Below are 14,850 nucleotides of genomic sequence, written 5' to 3'. Positions count from 1 at the left end.
CAATGCGCACCCGTAAACGGGTTGTATTCATGCCATTGCCGAGGGTAGCGACGGGGCGTCAGTCTCGTAGCGTGAACGAACCAATTCCCCCCGCCATGCTGGCCGTTCCCCACCGCCAGCAGTACGTCATGCACCTCACCGTGGGTGAACACTCGGCCCGGCACATCCGCCGTATCGTCCGCTCGTTCCTCCTGGAGTGGGGCATGCCGGAGCTGTCCGACACCGTCGAACTCGCCGTGACGGAGCTGGTCGCCAATGTCGTACGGCATGTTCCGAACCGGCGCTGTGGGCTGCTGTTGCTGTGCCAGACGGGCGGCGTACGCGTCGAGGTGAGCGACAGCTCGTCCCAACTCCCGGACCTGCACACCGACTTCGACGCCGAGTCGGAGAACGGGCGCGGGCTGGTCATCCTGGACGCGGTGACGGACAAGTGGGGGGTGACCCGGGCTTCCGGAGGGGGAAAGTCGGTGTGGTTCGAATGCCAGCGCCCCCCATCTCTCCAAGCTGGGGTCATTTCTAACCAGTAAGAGCTCATGACACCGGTTAGATTTACCCCCAGCTTCCAGCAACCACCCACCCGGGGTTGGCCGCTGAGCCGAGGCGGCGTGCTGGCGAGACGCGAGCGCGCCTCCCCACCCCGGCCCGCGACGCAGCCCACCCGACGAGCTCCCCACCTGGGCCCCCACGGCCACTTCTACTTCCCCGCGCCCGCGCCCCTCAAAGCCGCTGCACATCCCCCGCACTCACCGGCTCGGCGTTGATCTCAAGGGGTTTCGGCCGCAGCGACCGCGCCCGCGGCCCCTGGAAGAGATACGCGAGACCGAAGCCCGCGGCGACGACCGCCGCGCCGCCCGCCGCGTCCAGCACCCAGTGGTTGCCGGTCGCGACGATCGCGGAAACAGTGAAAAACGGGTGCAGCAGACCCAGCGCCTTCATCCACCACTTGGGGGCGAGGGCGAAGATCACGACACCGCACCACAGCGACCAGCCGAAGTGCAGCGACGGCATCGCCGCGTACTGGTTGGTGAGGGCGGTGAGGGTGCCGTAGTCCGGCTTGGAGAAGTCCTGAACGCCGTGGACCGTGTCGATGATGCCGAGGCCGGGAAGAAGCCGCGGCGGAGCCAGCGGATAGAGCCAAAAGCCGACCAGGGCCAGCAAAGTAGCGAAGCCCAGCGCCGAACGGGCCCACCGGTAGTCGACCGGCCGACGCCAGTACAGGACGGCCATCACCGTCAGCGGCACCACGAAGTGGAACGACTCGTAGTAGAAGTTGAAGAAGTCCTTGAGGAAGTCGACCTTCACTACCCAGTGGTTGACCGCGTGCTCGATGTCGATGTGCAGGAAGCGCTCGATCGAGAGGATCTCGTGGCCGTGGTGCTCTGCCGTGGCCCGGCCGCCCGAGTTCGTGCCGCCCGTCGCCGCGAGGCGGACCTTCTGGTAGGCGGCGTAGGTGACACGGATCAGAAGGAGTTCGAGCAGCAGGTTCGGACGGGTCAGAACGCGCCGCAGGAACGGCAGCAGCGGAACGTGCTTCCAGCGCGTCGGGACCGGCTCGGCGTACTCGGTGGGGATCGGCCGCCGGTAGTACTCCGACGTACGGGACAGGAACGGCACGACGGTCGCGGCGGCGAGCGCCATGAGCAGGACTACGTTGTCACGCAGCGAGTAGAGGGCCGCCATGTTCGGCAGCATCATCTTCGCGGGCAGCGTGACCACGAGGACCACGGCCACCGGCCACACATACCGGTCCGAGGCCCGCTTGCCGACCCGGCCGACCACCGCGAGCAGCACCCACAGCAGCTGGTGCTGCCAGGTCGTCGGCGACACGGCGATCGCCGCGCAGCCGGTGACCGCGACGGCGAGCAGCAGCTGCCCGTCGCGCGCGTACCGCACGGCCCGGCGCAGGCCCAGGTACGTGACGGCCGCGCCGAGGGCCAGGAACAGGCCGATCTCCAGCGGGCCGGTGAGACCGAGCCGCAGCAGCGCGCCGTGCAGCGACTGGTTGCCGAGACCGTCCGCCGCTCCGCCGAGGCCGGCACCGGCCATGTGGTGCACCCAGTAGGTGTACGAGTCGTGCGGCATCGCCGCCCACGCGATCGCCACGCTCGCGGCGAACGTCAGCGCGGAGGTGATCGCGGCCCGGCGCCGTCCGGTGAACCACAGCAGCGGCGCGAACAGCAGCACGGTCGGCTGGAGCGCGGCGGCGAGGCCGATCAGCACGCCGCCGGCCCGCTCGCCGCGCACGGTGAAGCAGCCGAGCAGCACGAGCAGGACCGGGATGATGCTGGTCTGGCCGAGCCAGAGCGTGTTGCGCACCGGCAGCGACAGCATGAGCAGGCTGATCGCGACGGGCGCGGCAAGCAGCGAGGCACGGCGGGTGACGGGCTTGGGCAGGGCGCGGGAGACGACCAGGCCGAGCGCGACGACCAGCAGCAGCGTGCCGAAGGTCCAGCCCCAGCCGAGGGCCTGTTCGGCCGCCCGGGTGAGCGGTTTGAGAACGAGCCCGCCGAAGGGGGTGCCGGTGAACTGCGTCGAGTCGTACAGCGAGCCCTTCACATGCAGCACGCCGTTCGGCCCGACCCAGGTCTCCAGGTCGGTCAGCCGGTCCCCCTGCGGGGTGCTGAGGACCACGGCCACCTGCCGTACGGCGAGGACCGCGGCGACCAGCCACAGGCCCAGGCGCGCCACGCGCAGCCGCGCCCTGGCCGTCTGGGCCGCACTCGACCCGAATGCTCCCGCGGCTCCCGCCGGTCGCCCGCTGTGCTCCACGTTCGCCACGCCTCGTAGGCCTCCGCCCCGCTCGTCCCACGCGTCACGCGCGTGGTTGTTCCCTCTGGGAACCCTATGAGGTTCGCACCCCCTGCGGGAGAGACGCAGGCAACCCCCCCTTCACCTGACGGCCGCCCCCCTTTTGTCCGGACGACGATAGTCGGCCCCGGGTTGCCTGGGCAGAGCAAATAACCGCGCGCTTCCGACCGGCCCGAAGGCCCGATAACTTGTGGACATGATCGGTTTACTGATCGTTTCACTGCGGGGGTCGATCCGGAGGGTGACGCGGGGGCGGGCACGCGCGCGCGTGACGGCCGTCGTCCTGGCGCTGCTCGCCCTGCAGCTCGGATCGCTGGTGTCCCCGGCCTGGGCATGCGGCTGCGGGGCCCTGGTGCCGGGCGGTTCGCAGCAGGTCACGGTGGGGCGCGAGGAGTCCGTGGTGCGCTGGGACGGGCGCCAGGAGCAGATCGTGATGCGGCTCACTGTCTCCGGGGATGCGCGCCGGGCCGCGTGGATCATGCCGGTGCCGCACCGGGCGACGGCCACACTGGCCGACCCCAAGCTCTTCGACGCGCTGGACACGCTCACCGCGCCCGTGCACCGCGCCCGCTCGCACTTCTGGCCCCAGGACGGCGACTGGCCGCTCGTCTCCGGCGACCCCGGCGGAGGCCCCCCGCCCGGCGCCGTGACGGCCCCCGGAGTGGGCGTGGTCGGCCGTGAGCGACTCGGCCCCTTCGACGTGGCCCGGCTGACGGCCACCGACCCGGACGCACTCGGCGACTGGTTGCACACGAACGGGTTCGTTCTGCCGTCCCGCCTTGACCAGGCCCTTCAGCCGTACGTCGACCAGCGCTGGGAGTACGTCGCGATCCGCCTCGCCCCCGCGACCGCCGGCACCCCGCTCCAGGGCGCCCTCGACCCGCTGCACCTCACCTTCGCCGCCGAGTCCCCGGTCTACCCGATGCGCCTCTCCCGCCTGGCCCGCACCCCGCAGTCGCTCGGCCTGTACATCCTCGCCGCCCACCGCATGGAACCCAGCGGCACGATCGGCGGCTCGCCGCCCCAGGTCGCCTACGCCGGCCGCGTCACCACCACCTCGGGCCCGCTGGCCGCCCTCGCCAAGGGCACCCCGTTCCTGACCGCCGTCAACCAGGAGTTCCCCGACCCGACCCGCATCACCGGCGACCACCTGCTACGCCGCACGACGACGGACGCCACGTTCCAGCAGGTGATCTACGAGGACCATCTGAGCAAGGTCGCGGGCGTCCCGGCGTGGCTGTTGACGATCGGCGGGGGCCTGGCCGCGCTCACGACGACCGGCGTCCTGCTGGCCGTACGGCGGTCCCGGCGGACGCGTCGGCCGGTGATCCCACCGCCACCGGCGTTTCCACCGCCGCCGGCGCACGCGCCGCCGGGCAATTGACCATGCTCACCGGGGTAAGCACATCTCACCGGACACACGAAAGGCACGAGCACATGAGCGAGTCGCAGCTGTGGGACGACGTGGACGACTACTTCATCGGCCAACTCTCCCCGGACGACGAGGTGTTGGAAGCAGCCCTGCGCGACAGCGAGGCCGCCGGACTCCCGCAGATCGCCGTGAGCGCCGCCGAGGGCAAGCTGCTGCACCTCCTGGCCCAGATCCAGGGCGCCTCGCGCGTCCTGGAGATCGGCACGCTCGGCGGTTACAGCACGATCTGGCTGGCCCGCGCGCTGCCCGCCGACGGGCGGCTGATCTCCCTGGAGTACAGCCCGAAGCACGCGGAGGTCGCCACCCGCAACCTCGCCCGCGCCGGCCTCGACAAGGTCGTCGAGGTGCGGGTGGGCCCGGCCCTGGAGTCCCTGGCCGAACTCGCCGACGAGACCGCCGAGAACCCGGCCCCCTTCGACCTGGTCTTCATCGACGCCGACAAGGTCAACAACCCGCACTACGTGGAGTGGGCCCTCAAGCTCACCCGCCCCGGCAGCCTGATCATCGTCGACAACGTGGTCCGCGGCGGCCGGGTGGCCGACCCGGACAACGCGTCGCCGGACGTCCAAGGCACGCGCACCGCCATCGAGTTGATCGGCTCGCACGCACGCCTGTCGGCGACGGCGATCCAGACGGTGGGCAAGAAGGGCTACGACGGTTTCGCGCTGGCGCGCGTACTGGCCTAGCCCCCTCCCGGCCCTCCCGGCCCTCCCGGGTGCCTCAACCCTCGTGATAGAAGCCGACGTTGACGCTGCGCGGCCCGGTGCGGTCCTGGATGACGATCTCGCCGCTCCCGCCGCGCGGCAACGGCACGCTGCCGCCGTAGCCGACGGTCTGGGCGTACTCGCCGACGATCAGGCGTACTTCGGAGGACGGGTCGGGCTGGGAGCCTCTCAGCCAGCTCACCTGCCAGATGCCCTCGGGTCCGCACAGGAACTCCAGATGGACCCGCGAGATGAACAGCCAGTCGTCCGGTGTCGCCAGCCGGCACACCGTCTCGTCGCGGCCCACCCGCAGCACCGCGCCCGGGTCACTGGGCGCCTCGGCCATCAGCATGCCGGCCGTGGCGCCCTCGTCCGTCCCGGAGACCGAGGCCATGGTGAGTTCGAGCACGTGCGCTCCCCTATGAAGTGTCCTTACAGCAGCGGGCGCATGATAAATCGCCCGGCGCCACCGCGTCCGGCACAATTGAAGTCATGACCGAGCGAAAGCCACCGGGTGTGTCCTTCGAGTCCTGGGTCGACAAGCAGATCCGGGACGCCGAGCAGGCCGGAGAGTTCGCCCAACTCCCGGGCGCGGGCAAGCCGTTGCCGTCCGGCGCCGACACGACGTACGACGAACTGTGGTGGATCAAGCAGAAGATGGCCCGCGAGGGCATCTCCGTGCTGCCGCCGACGCTGGCGCTGCGCAAAGAGGCCGAGGACGCCCTTGCTGCGGCGTACTCGGCCTCTTCGGAGCGGATCGCGCGGAAGATCATCACCGAAGTCAACGTGAAGATCCGCGAGATGATGTTCAAGCCGCCGCCCGGCCCCCCGTTGGGAATGAAGCCGTACGACGTCGAAGAGGTCGTACGGGAGTGGCGGGAGCGCCGGGCGGTTGACGGAACAGGTGGATCCGGCGGGTCAGATGTGTAGCAGCCGCTCGGTCAGTTCGCGGTAGTCCCGCAGGGCCAGGCGGAGTTGCTCGGTGTCGTCCGAGCCGTCGGTGCCCTTGGACTCCCAGGAGCCGTGCAGGGTGGCGCGGCGCTTGGTGACGGCCTCCGTGAAGCGGGCGGCGACCTCTTCCAGTACGTGGTCGGCCTCCTCCACGGCGGACCGGGGCTCGTCGACGAACCCGGTGACCGCGTGCTGCAGCCGCAGGCTGAACTTGTCGCTCTCGTCGTGCGCCAGCAGGCTGCCGTTCTCGGCGTCCTGCGGGACGCGCCGTCCGTTGCCGGAGGCGGCACCGGTGCTGACGGCAGGGGCGGGCTCGGGGGCGTGGACGGGGCGGTCCGACTGCTCGGTGCGGTCGGTGCGCTCGGAGCGGTCGGTGCCGGTCGTGTCGCCGGTGCGCGGGCTCGGGATCGCCCGGTCGGCGTCGCGCGACGAGGTCGTCGATGACGTGGACGACGCGGCTGCCGTCGACGGAGCAACCGGGGTCGATGCCGTCGGCGTCCTCTCGGAGGACCCGAGCGGTGTCACCTTCTCGGACCCTCGCGGTGCCGACTTGTCGTCGGTGGTCCTGCTGCCGAACGGCTTGCTGCCGGTCCCGGCGTCACGCGACGCCTTCTCGGCATCCCGCTGCTCGGCGGTCTTGTCCATGGTCCTGTCGGTCCTGTCGGTCCTGTCGGTTTCCTTGCGGTCGGCGCGCTCCGCGTTCGTGCTCGCGTTCGCGTCCGTGTTGTCGCCGGTCGGCCGTATCGCGTCGGACATATAGCTCAACTCCCCTTCAGTGCCTGCTTGTTGAATGCGCCGATCGAGTGGCGGCCGCCACGCCCGTGGCCGTTGCCGTTGCGGCTGTCGTCGCTCACCAGGTCGTCGAAGAGGGCACGGGCCTCGAGCATGGCCTCACGCATCTCCTCGGTGCCGGCCTGGCTCTCCGGTGTGCCGTTCGTCCGCGCGGTGACGACGCGGTGCACGCGCCGGTAGCCGTGGACGTGGTCCGCGTGGTGCACGGACAGCGCGTCGAACTGCTTGTCGTACTCCTGGACATCGGGGAAGCCCCGGGCTCCGGCGACCTCGCCGAGCAGCTGGTCGACGTCGGCCATCGCCTGGCGAGGCGAGTCGACGAAGAGCTCCTGGGCGGAGGCCCAGCGGGCCTGGTACTGCTCGCGGGCCGCGGGCTCCAGCGGCTGCTCCTGCAGCGAACCGTGCTCCTGGACGCGCGCGCCGAGCTCCTGCTCGGCGGCCTTCGCGTCGCCGTCGTGCCGAGCCACGGTCCGGTCGTACTCCGGCCCGAAGCGGCGCTTCAGGCCCGAGCCGCCGGTCGCGCCTCGGGCACGCAACGCCAGGGCGGCCGCGGCAGCGACCACGCCGACCACGATCACGATCAAAACGATGATCACGCCTGTGGACATGAGTGCCTTCCGGGTTTTGGGCCAACCGGCTCTCGTAGTCGGTCGGTTCCTCTACCGGGTTGCCGTAAAGGCCCTCTTCAAACGACGACCACACCTCGGCGGAATTCATGGTGCCGGTGTGTCGATTCCGCCCCGCCCCGTTCGACGCACGGGTAAGGACCGATCGAGGAGGTTGTCATGGGCGAGGTCGTCGCACGGCTGGCCGTGTCGCTGGACGGGTACATCGCGGGCCCGGAGTCGGGGCGGGAGCATCCGCTGGGCATCGGCGGGGAACGGCTGCACACGTGGGTGTTCGGGCTGCGGAGCTTCCGCCGGATGCAGGGGATGACGGGCGGGGCGGGCGGTCCGGACGACGAGCTGCTCGCCGAGTGGGTCGCGCGGCTGGGGCCGGTGGTCATGGGGCACGGGATGTTCGTCACCGGGGAGATCCCGTGGGGTGACGAACCGCCGTTCCACGCCCCGGTGTTCGTGGTCACCCACCAGCCACGCGAGTCGGTGGTGAAGAAGGGCGGCACGACCTACCACTTCGTCACCGAAGGCCCCGGCCACGCACTGGAGCTGGCCCGCGAGGCGGCCGGCGACAAGGACGTCTCCCTGGCCGGGGGCGCCGATCTGGTCCAGCAGTTCATCCGTGCCGGGTGGCTGGACGAACTCCTCCTGCACCTCGTACCCGTCCTCGTGTGCGGCGGGCGCCGCCTGTTCGACAACGTGGGCGACGCGCAGATCGAGTGGCGGAAGACCCAGGTCCTGGACTCCCCCGAGGTGACCCATATCCGGTTGCGCCGCACCCCCACCGGCTCCTGACAATGGCGGCATGACCTGGACGATCACCCCGGAACCCCACGACTCCCCCGTCGCCGCCGCGCTCTGGCGGGCGTACTACACCGAGGTCAGCGACCGCTGGTACCTGCTGCACGAGAACCACCGCACGGATCCCGCCGAACTGGAACGCGAGATCGCCGCCCGCACCGGCGCCGAACTCGCCCCGCCCGGCGGCCAGTTGCTGGTGGGATGGTACGAGGGTGCGGCGGCCGGGTCGGCGGGCGTACGGCTGCTCGACGCGACGACGGCCGAGCTGACGAGGGTCTTCGTCCACGAGGGGACGCGCGGCCGGGGCGGCGCCCCGAGGCTCGTGACGGCCGCCGAGGACGCCGCCCGCGGGCTGGGCGCCAAGGTGATGATCCTCGACACCCGGAACGACCTGGTGGAGGCGCGTGCCCTGTACGCACGGCTCGGCTACGAGGAGACCGAACGGCACAACGAGGACCCGTACGCGGAACACTGGTTCCGCAAGAACCTCGACTGACCTCGACCGACGCCGACTGACCTCAACCGAGCGTCGCAGCCGTCCCGTTGTGCGGCTGTTCGCTGTCCGAGCCGCACAACTCCCCGTTCAGCTCCTTCACCAGCTGGATCAGGTCGGTGGGCCGGTCCGGGCCCCACCAGTCGCCCAGCGTCTCCGCGAGGGACTCCTCACGGGCCTGGGACAGCTTCTCGGCCATTTCCCTTCCCTGGTCGGTCAGTTGGAGGTCGAGGCCCTCCCGTACGGCAAGGCGGCGGCCCTCGATCTGACGGACGGCGGCGAGGATGACGGGCAGCGGCACAGAGCTGCGCTCGGCGAGCACACCCGGTTCCGCCCAGCCGTCCCGCTTGATGCGCAGAAGCAGCCAACTCGCCGCCGGCTGAAGGTCGTAGCCCGCCTTCGCGGTGATCGTCTTGTAGATCTCGCGGCGGCCCTCCCGCGTGCCGAGCACGGACAGCGCGCGGCACACCTCGTCGTAGGAGGACCGCTGGACGGGGTTGCTGGCGAGGGTCTCGGTGACGTCCGGGGCCGTGACCGAGCCGCGCAGCTTGTCCTCCTTGAGGAACCACGCCAGGACGAAGCCGACCAGGGCGACGGGAGCGGCGTAGAGGAAGACGTCGGTGATGGAGGAGGCGTAGGCGTGGAGGGCCTCCGGGCGGACAGCGGACGGGAGTTGGGAGATTCCGCGCGGGTCGGATTCCAAGCCGTTCGGGGTGACGCCGGGTGGCAGCGAGGTACCCCGGAGGGCATCCGTGAGCTTGTCACCCAGCCGGCTCGCGAAGATCGTGCCGAAGATGGCGACGCCGAACGAGGCCCCGATGGACCGGAAGAAGGTCGCGCCGGAGGTGGCGACGCCGAGATCCTCGTAGGAGACGGCGTTCTGCACGATGAGCACCAACACCTGCATGACCAGGCCGAGTCCGAGCCCGAAGACGAAGAAGTACACGCTCATCTCGGCGGTGGAACTGCCCTCGTCGAGGCGGTGCAGCAGGAGCAGGCCGAGGGCGGTGATGCCGGTGCCCGCGATGGGGAACACCTTCCAGCGGCCGGTGCGGCTGACGATCTGGCCGGAGGCGGTGGACGAGATCAGCATGCCGAACACCATCGGCAGCATGTGGACGCCGGACATGGTCGGGGTGATGCCCTGCACGACCTGGAGGAAGGTCGGCAGATAGGTCATCGCGCCGAACATCGCGAAGCCCACGATGAAACTGATGACGGCGGCGAGGGTGAAGGTGCGGACGCGGAAGAGTTTCAGCGGGAGGACGGGTTCGGCGGCCCGGCGCTCGACGGCGACGAACGCGACGATGAGCACCACACCCAGCACCGCGAGCCCGATGATCTGCGGCGAGCCCCAGCCCCAGGTCGTGCCGCCGAGCGAGGCGACGAGGACCAGACAGGTCGCCACCGCGGCGATGAGGAAGGTGCCGAGGTAGTCGATGACGTGCCGGGTCGACTTGCGCGGGATGTGCAGCGCGGTCGCGATGACGGCGAGGGCGACGACACCGACGGGGAGGTTGATGTAGAAGACCCAGCGCCAGCTCAGATGCTCGGTGAACAGCCCGCCGAGCAGCGGCCCGAGGACACTAGTCGCACCGAAGACGGCACCGAACAGCCCCTGGTAGCGCCCGCGTTCACGCGGTGAGACGACGTCACCGACGATCGCCATCGACAGCACGATCAGCCCGCCGCCGCCGAGCCCCTGCAACGCCCGGAAGCCGATCAACTGGGGCATGTTCTGCGCGGCACCGCACAACGCCGAGCCGATCAGGAAGATCACGATCGCGATCTGGAAGAGCCGTTTCCGTCCGTACTGGTCGCCGAGCTTGCCCCAGAGCGGGGTCGCGGCGGTGGAGGCCAGCAGATACGCGGTGACCACCCACGACAGGTGCTCCAGCCCGCCGAGATCGCTGACGATCGTCGGCAGCGCGGTCGACACGATGGTCTGGTCGAGGGCGGCGAGCAGCAGCCCGAGGAGCAGCGCCCCGATCGAGACGAGGACGTTGCCCGACACGTGTTCCTGGGCGGAACTGCCCCGCTGCGGGGGCCTCTCCGGTGGCTGCGCGTCCTGCACATTCCCCGTCATACCGTGCGCATCGCCGGCCATGAAGACCTCCTGCGGCTCTCGTTACACATCCATGGTGATCGGTACGGCGTGTTATGGCCTGTTGAGTCCGATTGGAAGCCCGCATTCCGGGGGTCGGAGGAGACGGCGTGAAGGAGATCCGCATAACCTCTGGAGTTCGACGGGGAGGGACGAACACGTGAACGAGGCGAAGGGCCACATATGCCCGCAGTGCGGGGCACCCCGGGCAGCCGACGGCTCCCCGTCCTGCGCCTGCACCCAACGGGCGTCCGACGCCCTGCGCGACGCGCGCACGGCGGAGGCGGCAGCGGCTGAGGACTTCGACCCGCTGCGGATCAGACCGTATGTGGAACTGGACAGCCCCGCGCGGGAGCAGCCGCCCGCACCGGCGACACCGTCGGCACCCGAGGGTGAGACCCAGCAGCTCCCTGCGGTCGAGGAGACGATGCTGCTGCGAGCGGTGCCGCCGAACCCGGCCGCACCGGCTTCTCAGGCGGAGACATCGGTCCTCCCCACTCTGCGATCACCGTCGGAAACCGCCCCCATCCCGACGGACCTGAGCCTGCTCGCGGACGGCGGGAGCGGCGAGGGCGCCGGGGACACCCCGGAATCCCCGACGGACGACGAGGAACGCCCGCGCCGCCGCCGCACTGTCCTCCTCGCCGTCACGGGAGCCGTCGTGGCGGTGGCGGCGGTGGCGGGTTTCGCGAGCGGCATGTTCTCGTACGAGACCCCGTCACGGGACGAGGCAGCCCCCCAGGACGTACGGGGAAGCGTCCCGACGGCGTCGAAGAGCGCGGCACGGGCCACACCGTCCACAACCAGCTCCACGTCCGCCCGGCCGACGTCGGCATCCCCGACCCCGTCACCCAGCGAGACCCCGTCACCGACGGCGTCATCGACCCCATCGGCTACGGCATCGCAGTCCGCGAACGCCAGCAAGACCCCGACCCCCACCACCACCGCGTCTACGGCCGCCGCCACGAACCGCCAGAGCAGCGCCACCCCCGCCCCGGTCCTCCAACGCGGCGACGAAGGCCCCGAGGTAACCGAACTCCAGCTCCGCCTAACCCAGTTGAGGCTCTACACCGGCCCCGACAACGGCATCTTCGACAAACAGGTCCAGACGTCCGTACGTACCTACCAGGTGGCCCGAGGCATCACATCCGACACGCTGGGGGTGTACGGGGCGGCTACGCGGGCGCGGCTGGAATCGGAGACCACTGAGCCGTGACGCTGCGCTGGCTGGGGGGAGAGGCGCCGGGGTTGTGGCTGGGTGGTTTGGGCTGTGTGCGGGGTGCGGGTGGGTGGGGGCTGAGCGCGCAGTTCCCCGCGCCCCTAGGGGATTGGGGTGCGGGGAGCTGAGAGGCGCCGGGGTTGCGGCTGGGTGGGGGCTGGGCGCGCAGTTCCCCGCGCCCCTGGGGGGTTGGGGTGGGGGGAACTGAGACGGCCGGGCAGAGCCGAGAGGCGTCGGGCCGTGCGGGGAGTGCCAGGGGCACGCACGGCCCGTAGGGCACCCCCCGAGGAGCAGCCCCCAAAGGGGCGCGGGGAACTGCGCGACCAGCCCCCACGCCGCAGCACCCGCGAAAAAACCCAAGGCGGCACAACCAACGGCGCCCCCTCACCCCACGTGCAGCCGAATCCCCCCACCCCCCAAATCCTCAACCCGCACCGCACGCAAATCCCGCACCACAACATCCGCCCGATGGAACCCGGCCTGCGGCCCGACCCCCACCACCCGCATCCCAGCAGCCCGCCCGGCCGCAATACCCGCCCCGGAGTCCTCGAAGACAATGCAGTCCGCGGGCGCAACGCCCAACTCGGCGGCCCCCTTCAGGAACCCCTCGGGATCAGGCTTGCTCGCGCCGACGGACTCCGCCGTGATCCGAACCTCCGGCAGCTCCAACCCCGCCGCCCCCATCCGCGCCGTGGACAACGCGACATCCGCCGACGTGACGAGCGCGTGCGGCAGCCCCCGCAGAGACGCCAGGAACTCCCGCGCCCCCGGGATAGGCACGACGCCCTCGACGTCAGCGGTCTCCTCGGCCAGCATGCGCGCGTTCTCGGCGTGGTTCTGCTCCATCGGCCGGTCAGGCAGCAGCAGCGCCATCGACGCGTACCCCTGCCGCCCGTGCACGACCTTCATGACCTCGTCCGCGTTCAGCCCGTGCCGGTCGGACCAGCGTCGCCAGATCCGCTCGACGACGGCGTGCGAGTCGACGAGGGTGCCGTCCATGTCCAGCAGGAGGGCGCGGGCGGTGAGCACGGTGGTGGCCGTCATCGGCAGGCTCCAAGGAACGGGAGAGAAGAACGCGGGGCAACCCCCGGAGGGACAAGGTGGCCCCGCCCGCCGGTCAGGGAAAACGGACGGGAACCACTTTGTTCCTCCACGGTACAAAACAGAACCGGCATCGCGCCACCGCCCCCCGGAACAGTTCACCCACAGTTCAGGTCACCGCGCCGAACCAAAGCCCCCATCAGCCCCCGTCACCCGGCGATGGCCTCCCACAGACTCCACGCCCCCAGCGCCAGCATCAGCACCGCCGCGATCTGCGTGATCAACTTCAACGGCACCCGCTTCATCAGCGCCTTCCCGCCCACGATGCCCAGCCCGGCCACCGCCCACAGCGCCAGCACCGCACCGAGCCCGACGGAGAACGGGTCGTCGTAACGGGCCGCGAGGTTGGCCGTCATGATCTGGGTCAGGTCACCGAACTCGGCGACCAGGATGAGCATGAAACCGGCACCGGACACCCGCCAGAAGGACTGGTCCCTCGGCTTGCGGACCTCCTCCTCGTCGTCACCCTTCTTGAAGAGGAGCACCGCGGCCCCGCCCAGGAAGAGCACACCGGTCACCGCGGCCACCAACTGCTGCGGCAGCAGCGTCAGTACGCTGCCCGCCGCCACCGCGAGCACGACATGCAGAAGGAACGCGGCGGCCACGCCGGCGAAGACGTACGACGCGCGATAACGGGTGCCGAGGACGAGTCCGGCGAGCGCGGTCTTGTCGGGGAGTTCGGCGAGAAAGACGACGCCGAAGACGAGCGCCGTCACGCTGATGCTGATCAAGATTCCTCAATCGGTCGGGGCTGCCCCACCGAGAGTGTGATTGCTGTCCGCGGACACCTCGGCACGGCAGCGCACACGAAAAACGACTAGTGCACTGCTTTACCGAAGGTCTCGCTGGCCGACCCATCCCACCTGCGAGATGAACCTGCCTCCGGGCGCCGGCTCAGACGAGCTGAGCAGTATGTCGACGGTCCGGCGAAGAGCTACTCCCCTTCTGCGCCATCCACTGTACGCGAGGACCGGCCCTGCCCACCCGTGAGGAAAGTCTCGTCACGCCCCTTGTTGTGTCATGAGCACGTCACTAGCTTCTTACCGGACGCACACCTCCCCGCAACACGGCACCGCGAGCATTTCCCCGCTCGCACTCCAACACCCCCACACCACAAGGGAGTTCGCATGCCGAAGTTCTACGCGCGTCGACGACGGCTCAGCATACTCGCGACACTGACCGGCCTCATAGCCTTCGCCGGACTCTTCAACGGTCCGACCGCCTCCGCCGCCCTCCCCACCCCGGTCAGCGCCGCCACCGCCCGCACCTACCTCGCCTCGCTCACGGTGGCGACCGAGGTCAGGACCGGCTACGAGCGTGACCTGTTCCCGACCTGGGACACCATCAGCGGTACCTGCAACACCCGTGAGTGGATCCTCAAGCGCGACGGTACGAACGTCGTCACCACCTCCGCCTGCGTCGCCACCAGCGGCAGCTGGTACTCCCCCTACGACGGTGCCACCTGGACCGCCGCCTCCGACGTCGACATCGACCACCTCGTCCCGCTGGCCGAGGCCTGGGACTCCGGTGCCCGCAACTGGACCACCGCCCAGCGCGAGTCCTTCGCCAACGACGTGACCCGCCCGCAGCTCCTCGCGGTCACCGACAACGTCAACCAGTCCAAGGGCGACAAGGACCCGGCCGAGTGGATGCCCTCGCTCACCTCGTACGCCTGCACCTACGTGCGTGCCTGGGTCCAGGTGAAGTACTACTACAACCTCTCGGTCGACACCGCCGAGAAGACCAAGCTCACCTCGGTCCTCAGCGGCTGCTGATCCTTTTTGGCAGCCCCGGAACCTGGTCACTGACCTCCGTCGTTCCGTACCGT

15 protein-coding genes are annotated in these 14,850 nt (G+C 70.1%); 8 read left to right on the top strand and 7 right to left on the bottom strand.

Annotation, left to right across the window (positions count from 1 at the left end):
* The first annotated feature begins 71 nt into the window (after positions 1 to 71).
* Positions 72 to 527, top strand: coding sequence for an ATP-binding protein (locus OG504_RS36645; protein WP_405993631.1), 456 nt, complete (start codon positions 72 to 74; stop codon positions 525 to 527).
* A gap of 190 nt (positions 528 to 717) precedes the next feature.
* On the opposite strand, the gene OG504_RS36640 is transcribed toward OG504_RS36645, so the two are convergent.
* Positions 718 to 2,778: a bifunctional glycosyltransferase 87/phosphatase PAP2 family protein gene (locus tag OG504_RS36640; RefSeq protein WP_405993630.1), complete on the bottom strand. Its 2,061-nt coding sequence runs from the start codon at positions 2,776 to 2,778 to the stop codon at positions 718 to 720.
* Between the two features lie 226 nt (positions 2,779 to 3,004).
* On the opposite strand from OG504_RS36640, the gene OG504_RS36635 reads away from it, so the two are divergent.
* Both OG504_RS36635 and OG504_RS36630 read left to right on the top strand, forming a co-directional pair.
* A complete protein-coding gene (locus OG504_RS36635) occupies positions 3,005 to 4,192 on the top strand; it encodes a DUF2330 domain-containing protein (protein WP_405993629.1) in 1,188 nt (395 codons plus the stop codon).
* A 53-nt stretch (positions 4,193 to 4,245) separates the two neighbouring features.
* A complete protein-coding gene (locus OG504_RS36630) occupies positions 4,246 to 4,926 on the top strand; it encodes an O-methyltransferase (RefSeq protein ID WP_405993628.1) in 681 nt (226 codons plus the stop codon).
* A 34-nt stretch (positions 4,927 to 4,960) separates the two neighbouring features.
* On the opposite strand, the gene OG504_RS36625 is transcribed toward OG504_RS36630, so the two are convergent.
* Positions 4,961 to 5,353 (bottom strand): hypothetical protein, encoded by a 393-nt coding sequence (locus OG504_RS36625; protein ID WP_405993627.1) that lies wholly within the window; start codon positions 5,351 to 5,353, stop codon positions 4,961 to 4,963.
* Between the two features lie 83 nt (positions 5,354 to 5,436).
* On the opposite strand from OG504_RS36625, the gene OG504_RS36620 reads away from it, so the two are divergent.
* A complete protein-coding gene (locus OG504_RS36620) occupies positions 5,437 to 5,874 on the top strand; it encodes a DUF1992 domain-containing protein (protein ID WP_405993626.1) in 438 nt (145 codons plus the stop codon).
* Here OG504_RS36620 and OG504_RS36615 read toward each other — a convergent pair.
* Together OG504_RS36615 and OG504_RS36610 are read right to left on the bottom strand one after the other, a co-directional pair.
* On the bottom strand, positions 5,863 to 6,651 hold the full coding sequence (locus OG504_RS36615; RefSeq protein WP_405993625.1) for a hypothetical protein: 789 nt from the start codon (positions 6,649 to 6,651) through the stop codon (positions 5,863 to 5,865). The genes OG504_RS36620 and OG504_RS36615 overlap by 12 nt on opposite strands.
* A gap of 5 nt (positions 6,652 to 6,656) precedes the next feature.
* Positions 6,657 to 7,295 carry a hypothetical protein gene (locus tag OG504_RS36610; RefSeq protein ID WP_405993624.1) on the bottom strand — a complete coding sequence of 213 codons (639 nt, stop codon included), beginning with the start codon at positions 7,293 to 7,295 and terminating at the stop codon, positions 6,657 to 6,659.
* 177 nt (positions 7,296 to 7,472) lie between these two features.
* Between OG504_RS36610 and OG504_RS36605 the strand changes: the two genes are divergently transcribed.
* Positions 7,473 to 8,099, top strand: coding sequence for a dihydrofolate reductase family protein (locus OG504_RS36605; protein ID WP_405993623.1), 627 nt, complete (start codon positions 7,473 to 7,475; stop codon positions 8,097 to 8,099).
* Between the two features lie 10 nt (positions 8,100 to 8,109).
* Positions 8,110 to 8,601, top strand: a complete 492-nt coding sequence (locus tag OG504_RS36600; protein WP_405993622.1) for a GNAT family N-acetyltransferase — start codon at positions 8,110 to 8,112, stop codon at positions 8,599 to 8,601.
* Positions 8,602 to 8,623: 22 nt separating this feature from the next.
* On the opposite strand, the gene OG504_RS36595 is transcribed toward OG504_RS36600, so the two are convergent.
* Positions 8,624 to 10,705 (bottom strand): DHA2 family efflux MFS transporter permease subunit, encoded by a 2,082-nt coding sequence (locus tag OG504_RS36595; RefSeq protein WP_405993621.1) that lies wholly within the window; start codon positions 10,703 to 10,705, stop codon positions 8,624 to 8,626.
* A 157-nt stretch (positions 10,706 to 10,862) separates the two neighbouring features.
* On the opposite strand from OG504_RS36595, the gene OG504_RS36590 reads away from it, so the two are divergent.
* Positions 10,863 to 11,918 (top strand): peptidoglycan-binding protein, encoded by a 1,056-nt coding sequence (locus OG504_RS36590; protein ID WP_405993620.1) that lies wholly within the window; start codon positions 10,863 to 10,865, stop codon positions 11,916 to 11,918.
* Between the two features lie 387 nt (positions 11,919 to 12,305).
* On the opposite strand, the gene OG504_RS36585 is transcribed toward OG504_RS36590, so the two are convergent.
* Entirely contained in the window at positions 12,306 to 12,965 is a 660-nt protein-coding gene (locus OG504_RS36585; protein WP_405993619.1) for an HAD-IA family hydrolase, read from the bottom strand.
* A gap of 206 nt (positions 12,966 to 13,171) precedes the next feature.
* Positions 13,172 to 13,753, bottom strand: a complete 582-nt coding sequence (locus tag OG504_RS36580) for a TMEM165/GDT1 family protein (RefSeq protein WP_405993618.1) — start codon at positions 13,751 to 13,753, stop codon at positions 13,172 to 13,174.
* Positions 13,754 to 14,149: 396 nt separating this feature from the next.
* Between OG504_RS36580 and OG504_RS36575 the strand changes: the two genes are divergently transcribed.
* Positions 14,150 to 14,797, top strand: a complete 648-nt coding sequence (locus OG504_RS36575) for an HNH endonuclease family protein (RefSeq protein WP_405993617.1) — start codon at positions 14,150 to 14,152, stop codon at positions 14,795 to 14,797.
* Positions 14,798 to 14,850: the final 53 nt, after the last annotated feature.

Origin of the sequence: Streptomyces sp. NBC_00986 (assembly GCF_045162565.1) — a bacterium.
GTDB lineage: Bacteria > Actinomycetota > Actinomycetes > Streptomycetales > Streptomycetaceae > Streptomyces.
Note: the sequence above shows the minus strand (reverse complement) of the source record. Positions and strands in the feature narration are given on the sequence as shown.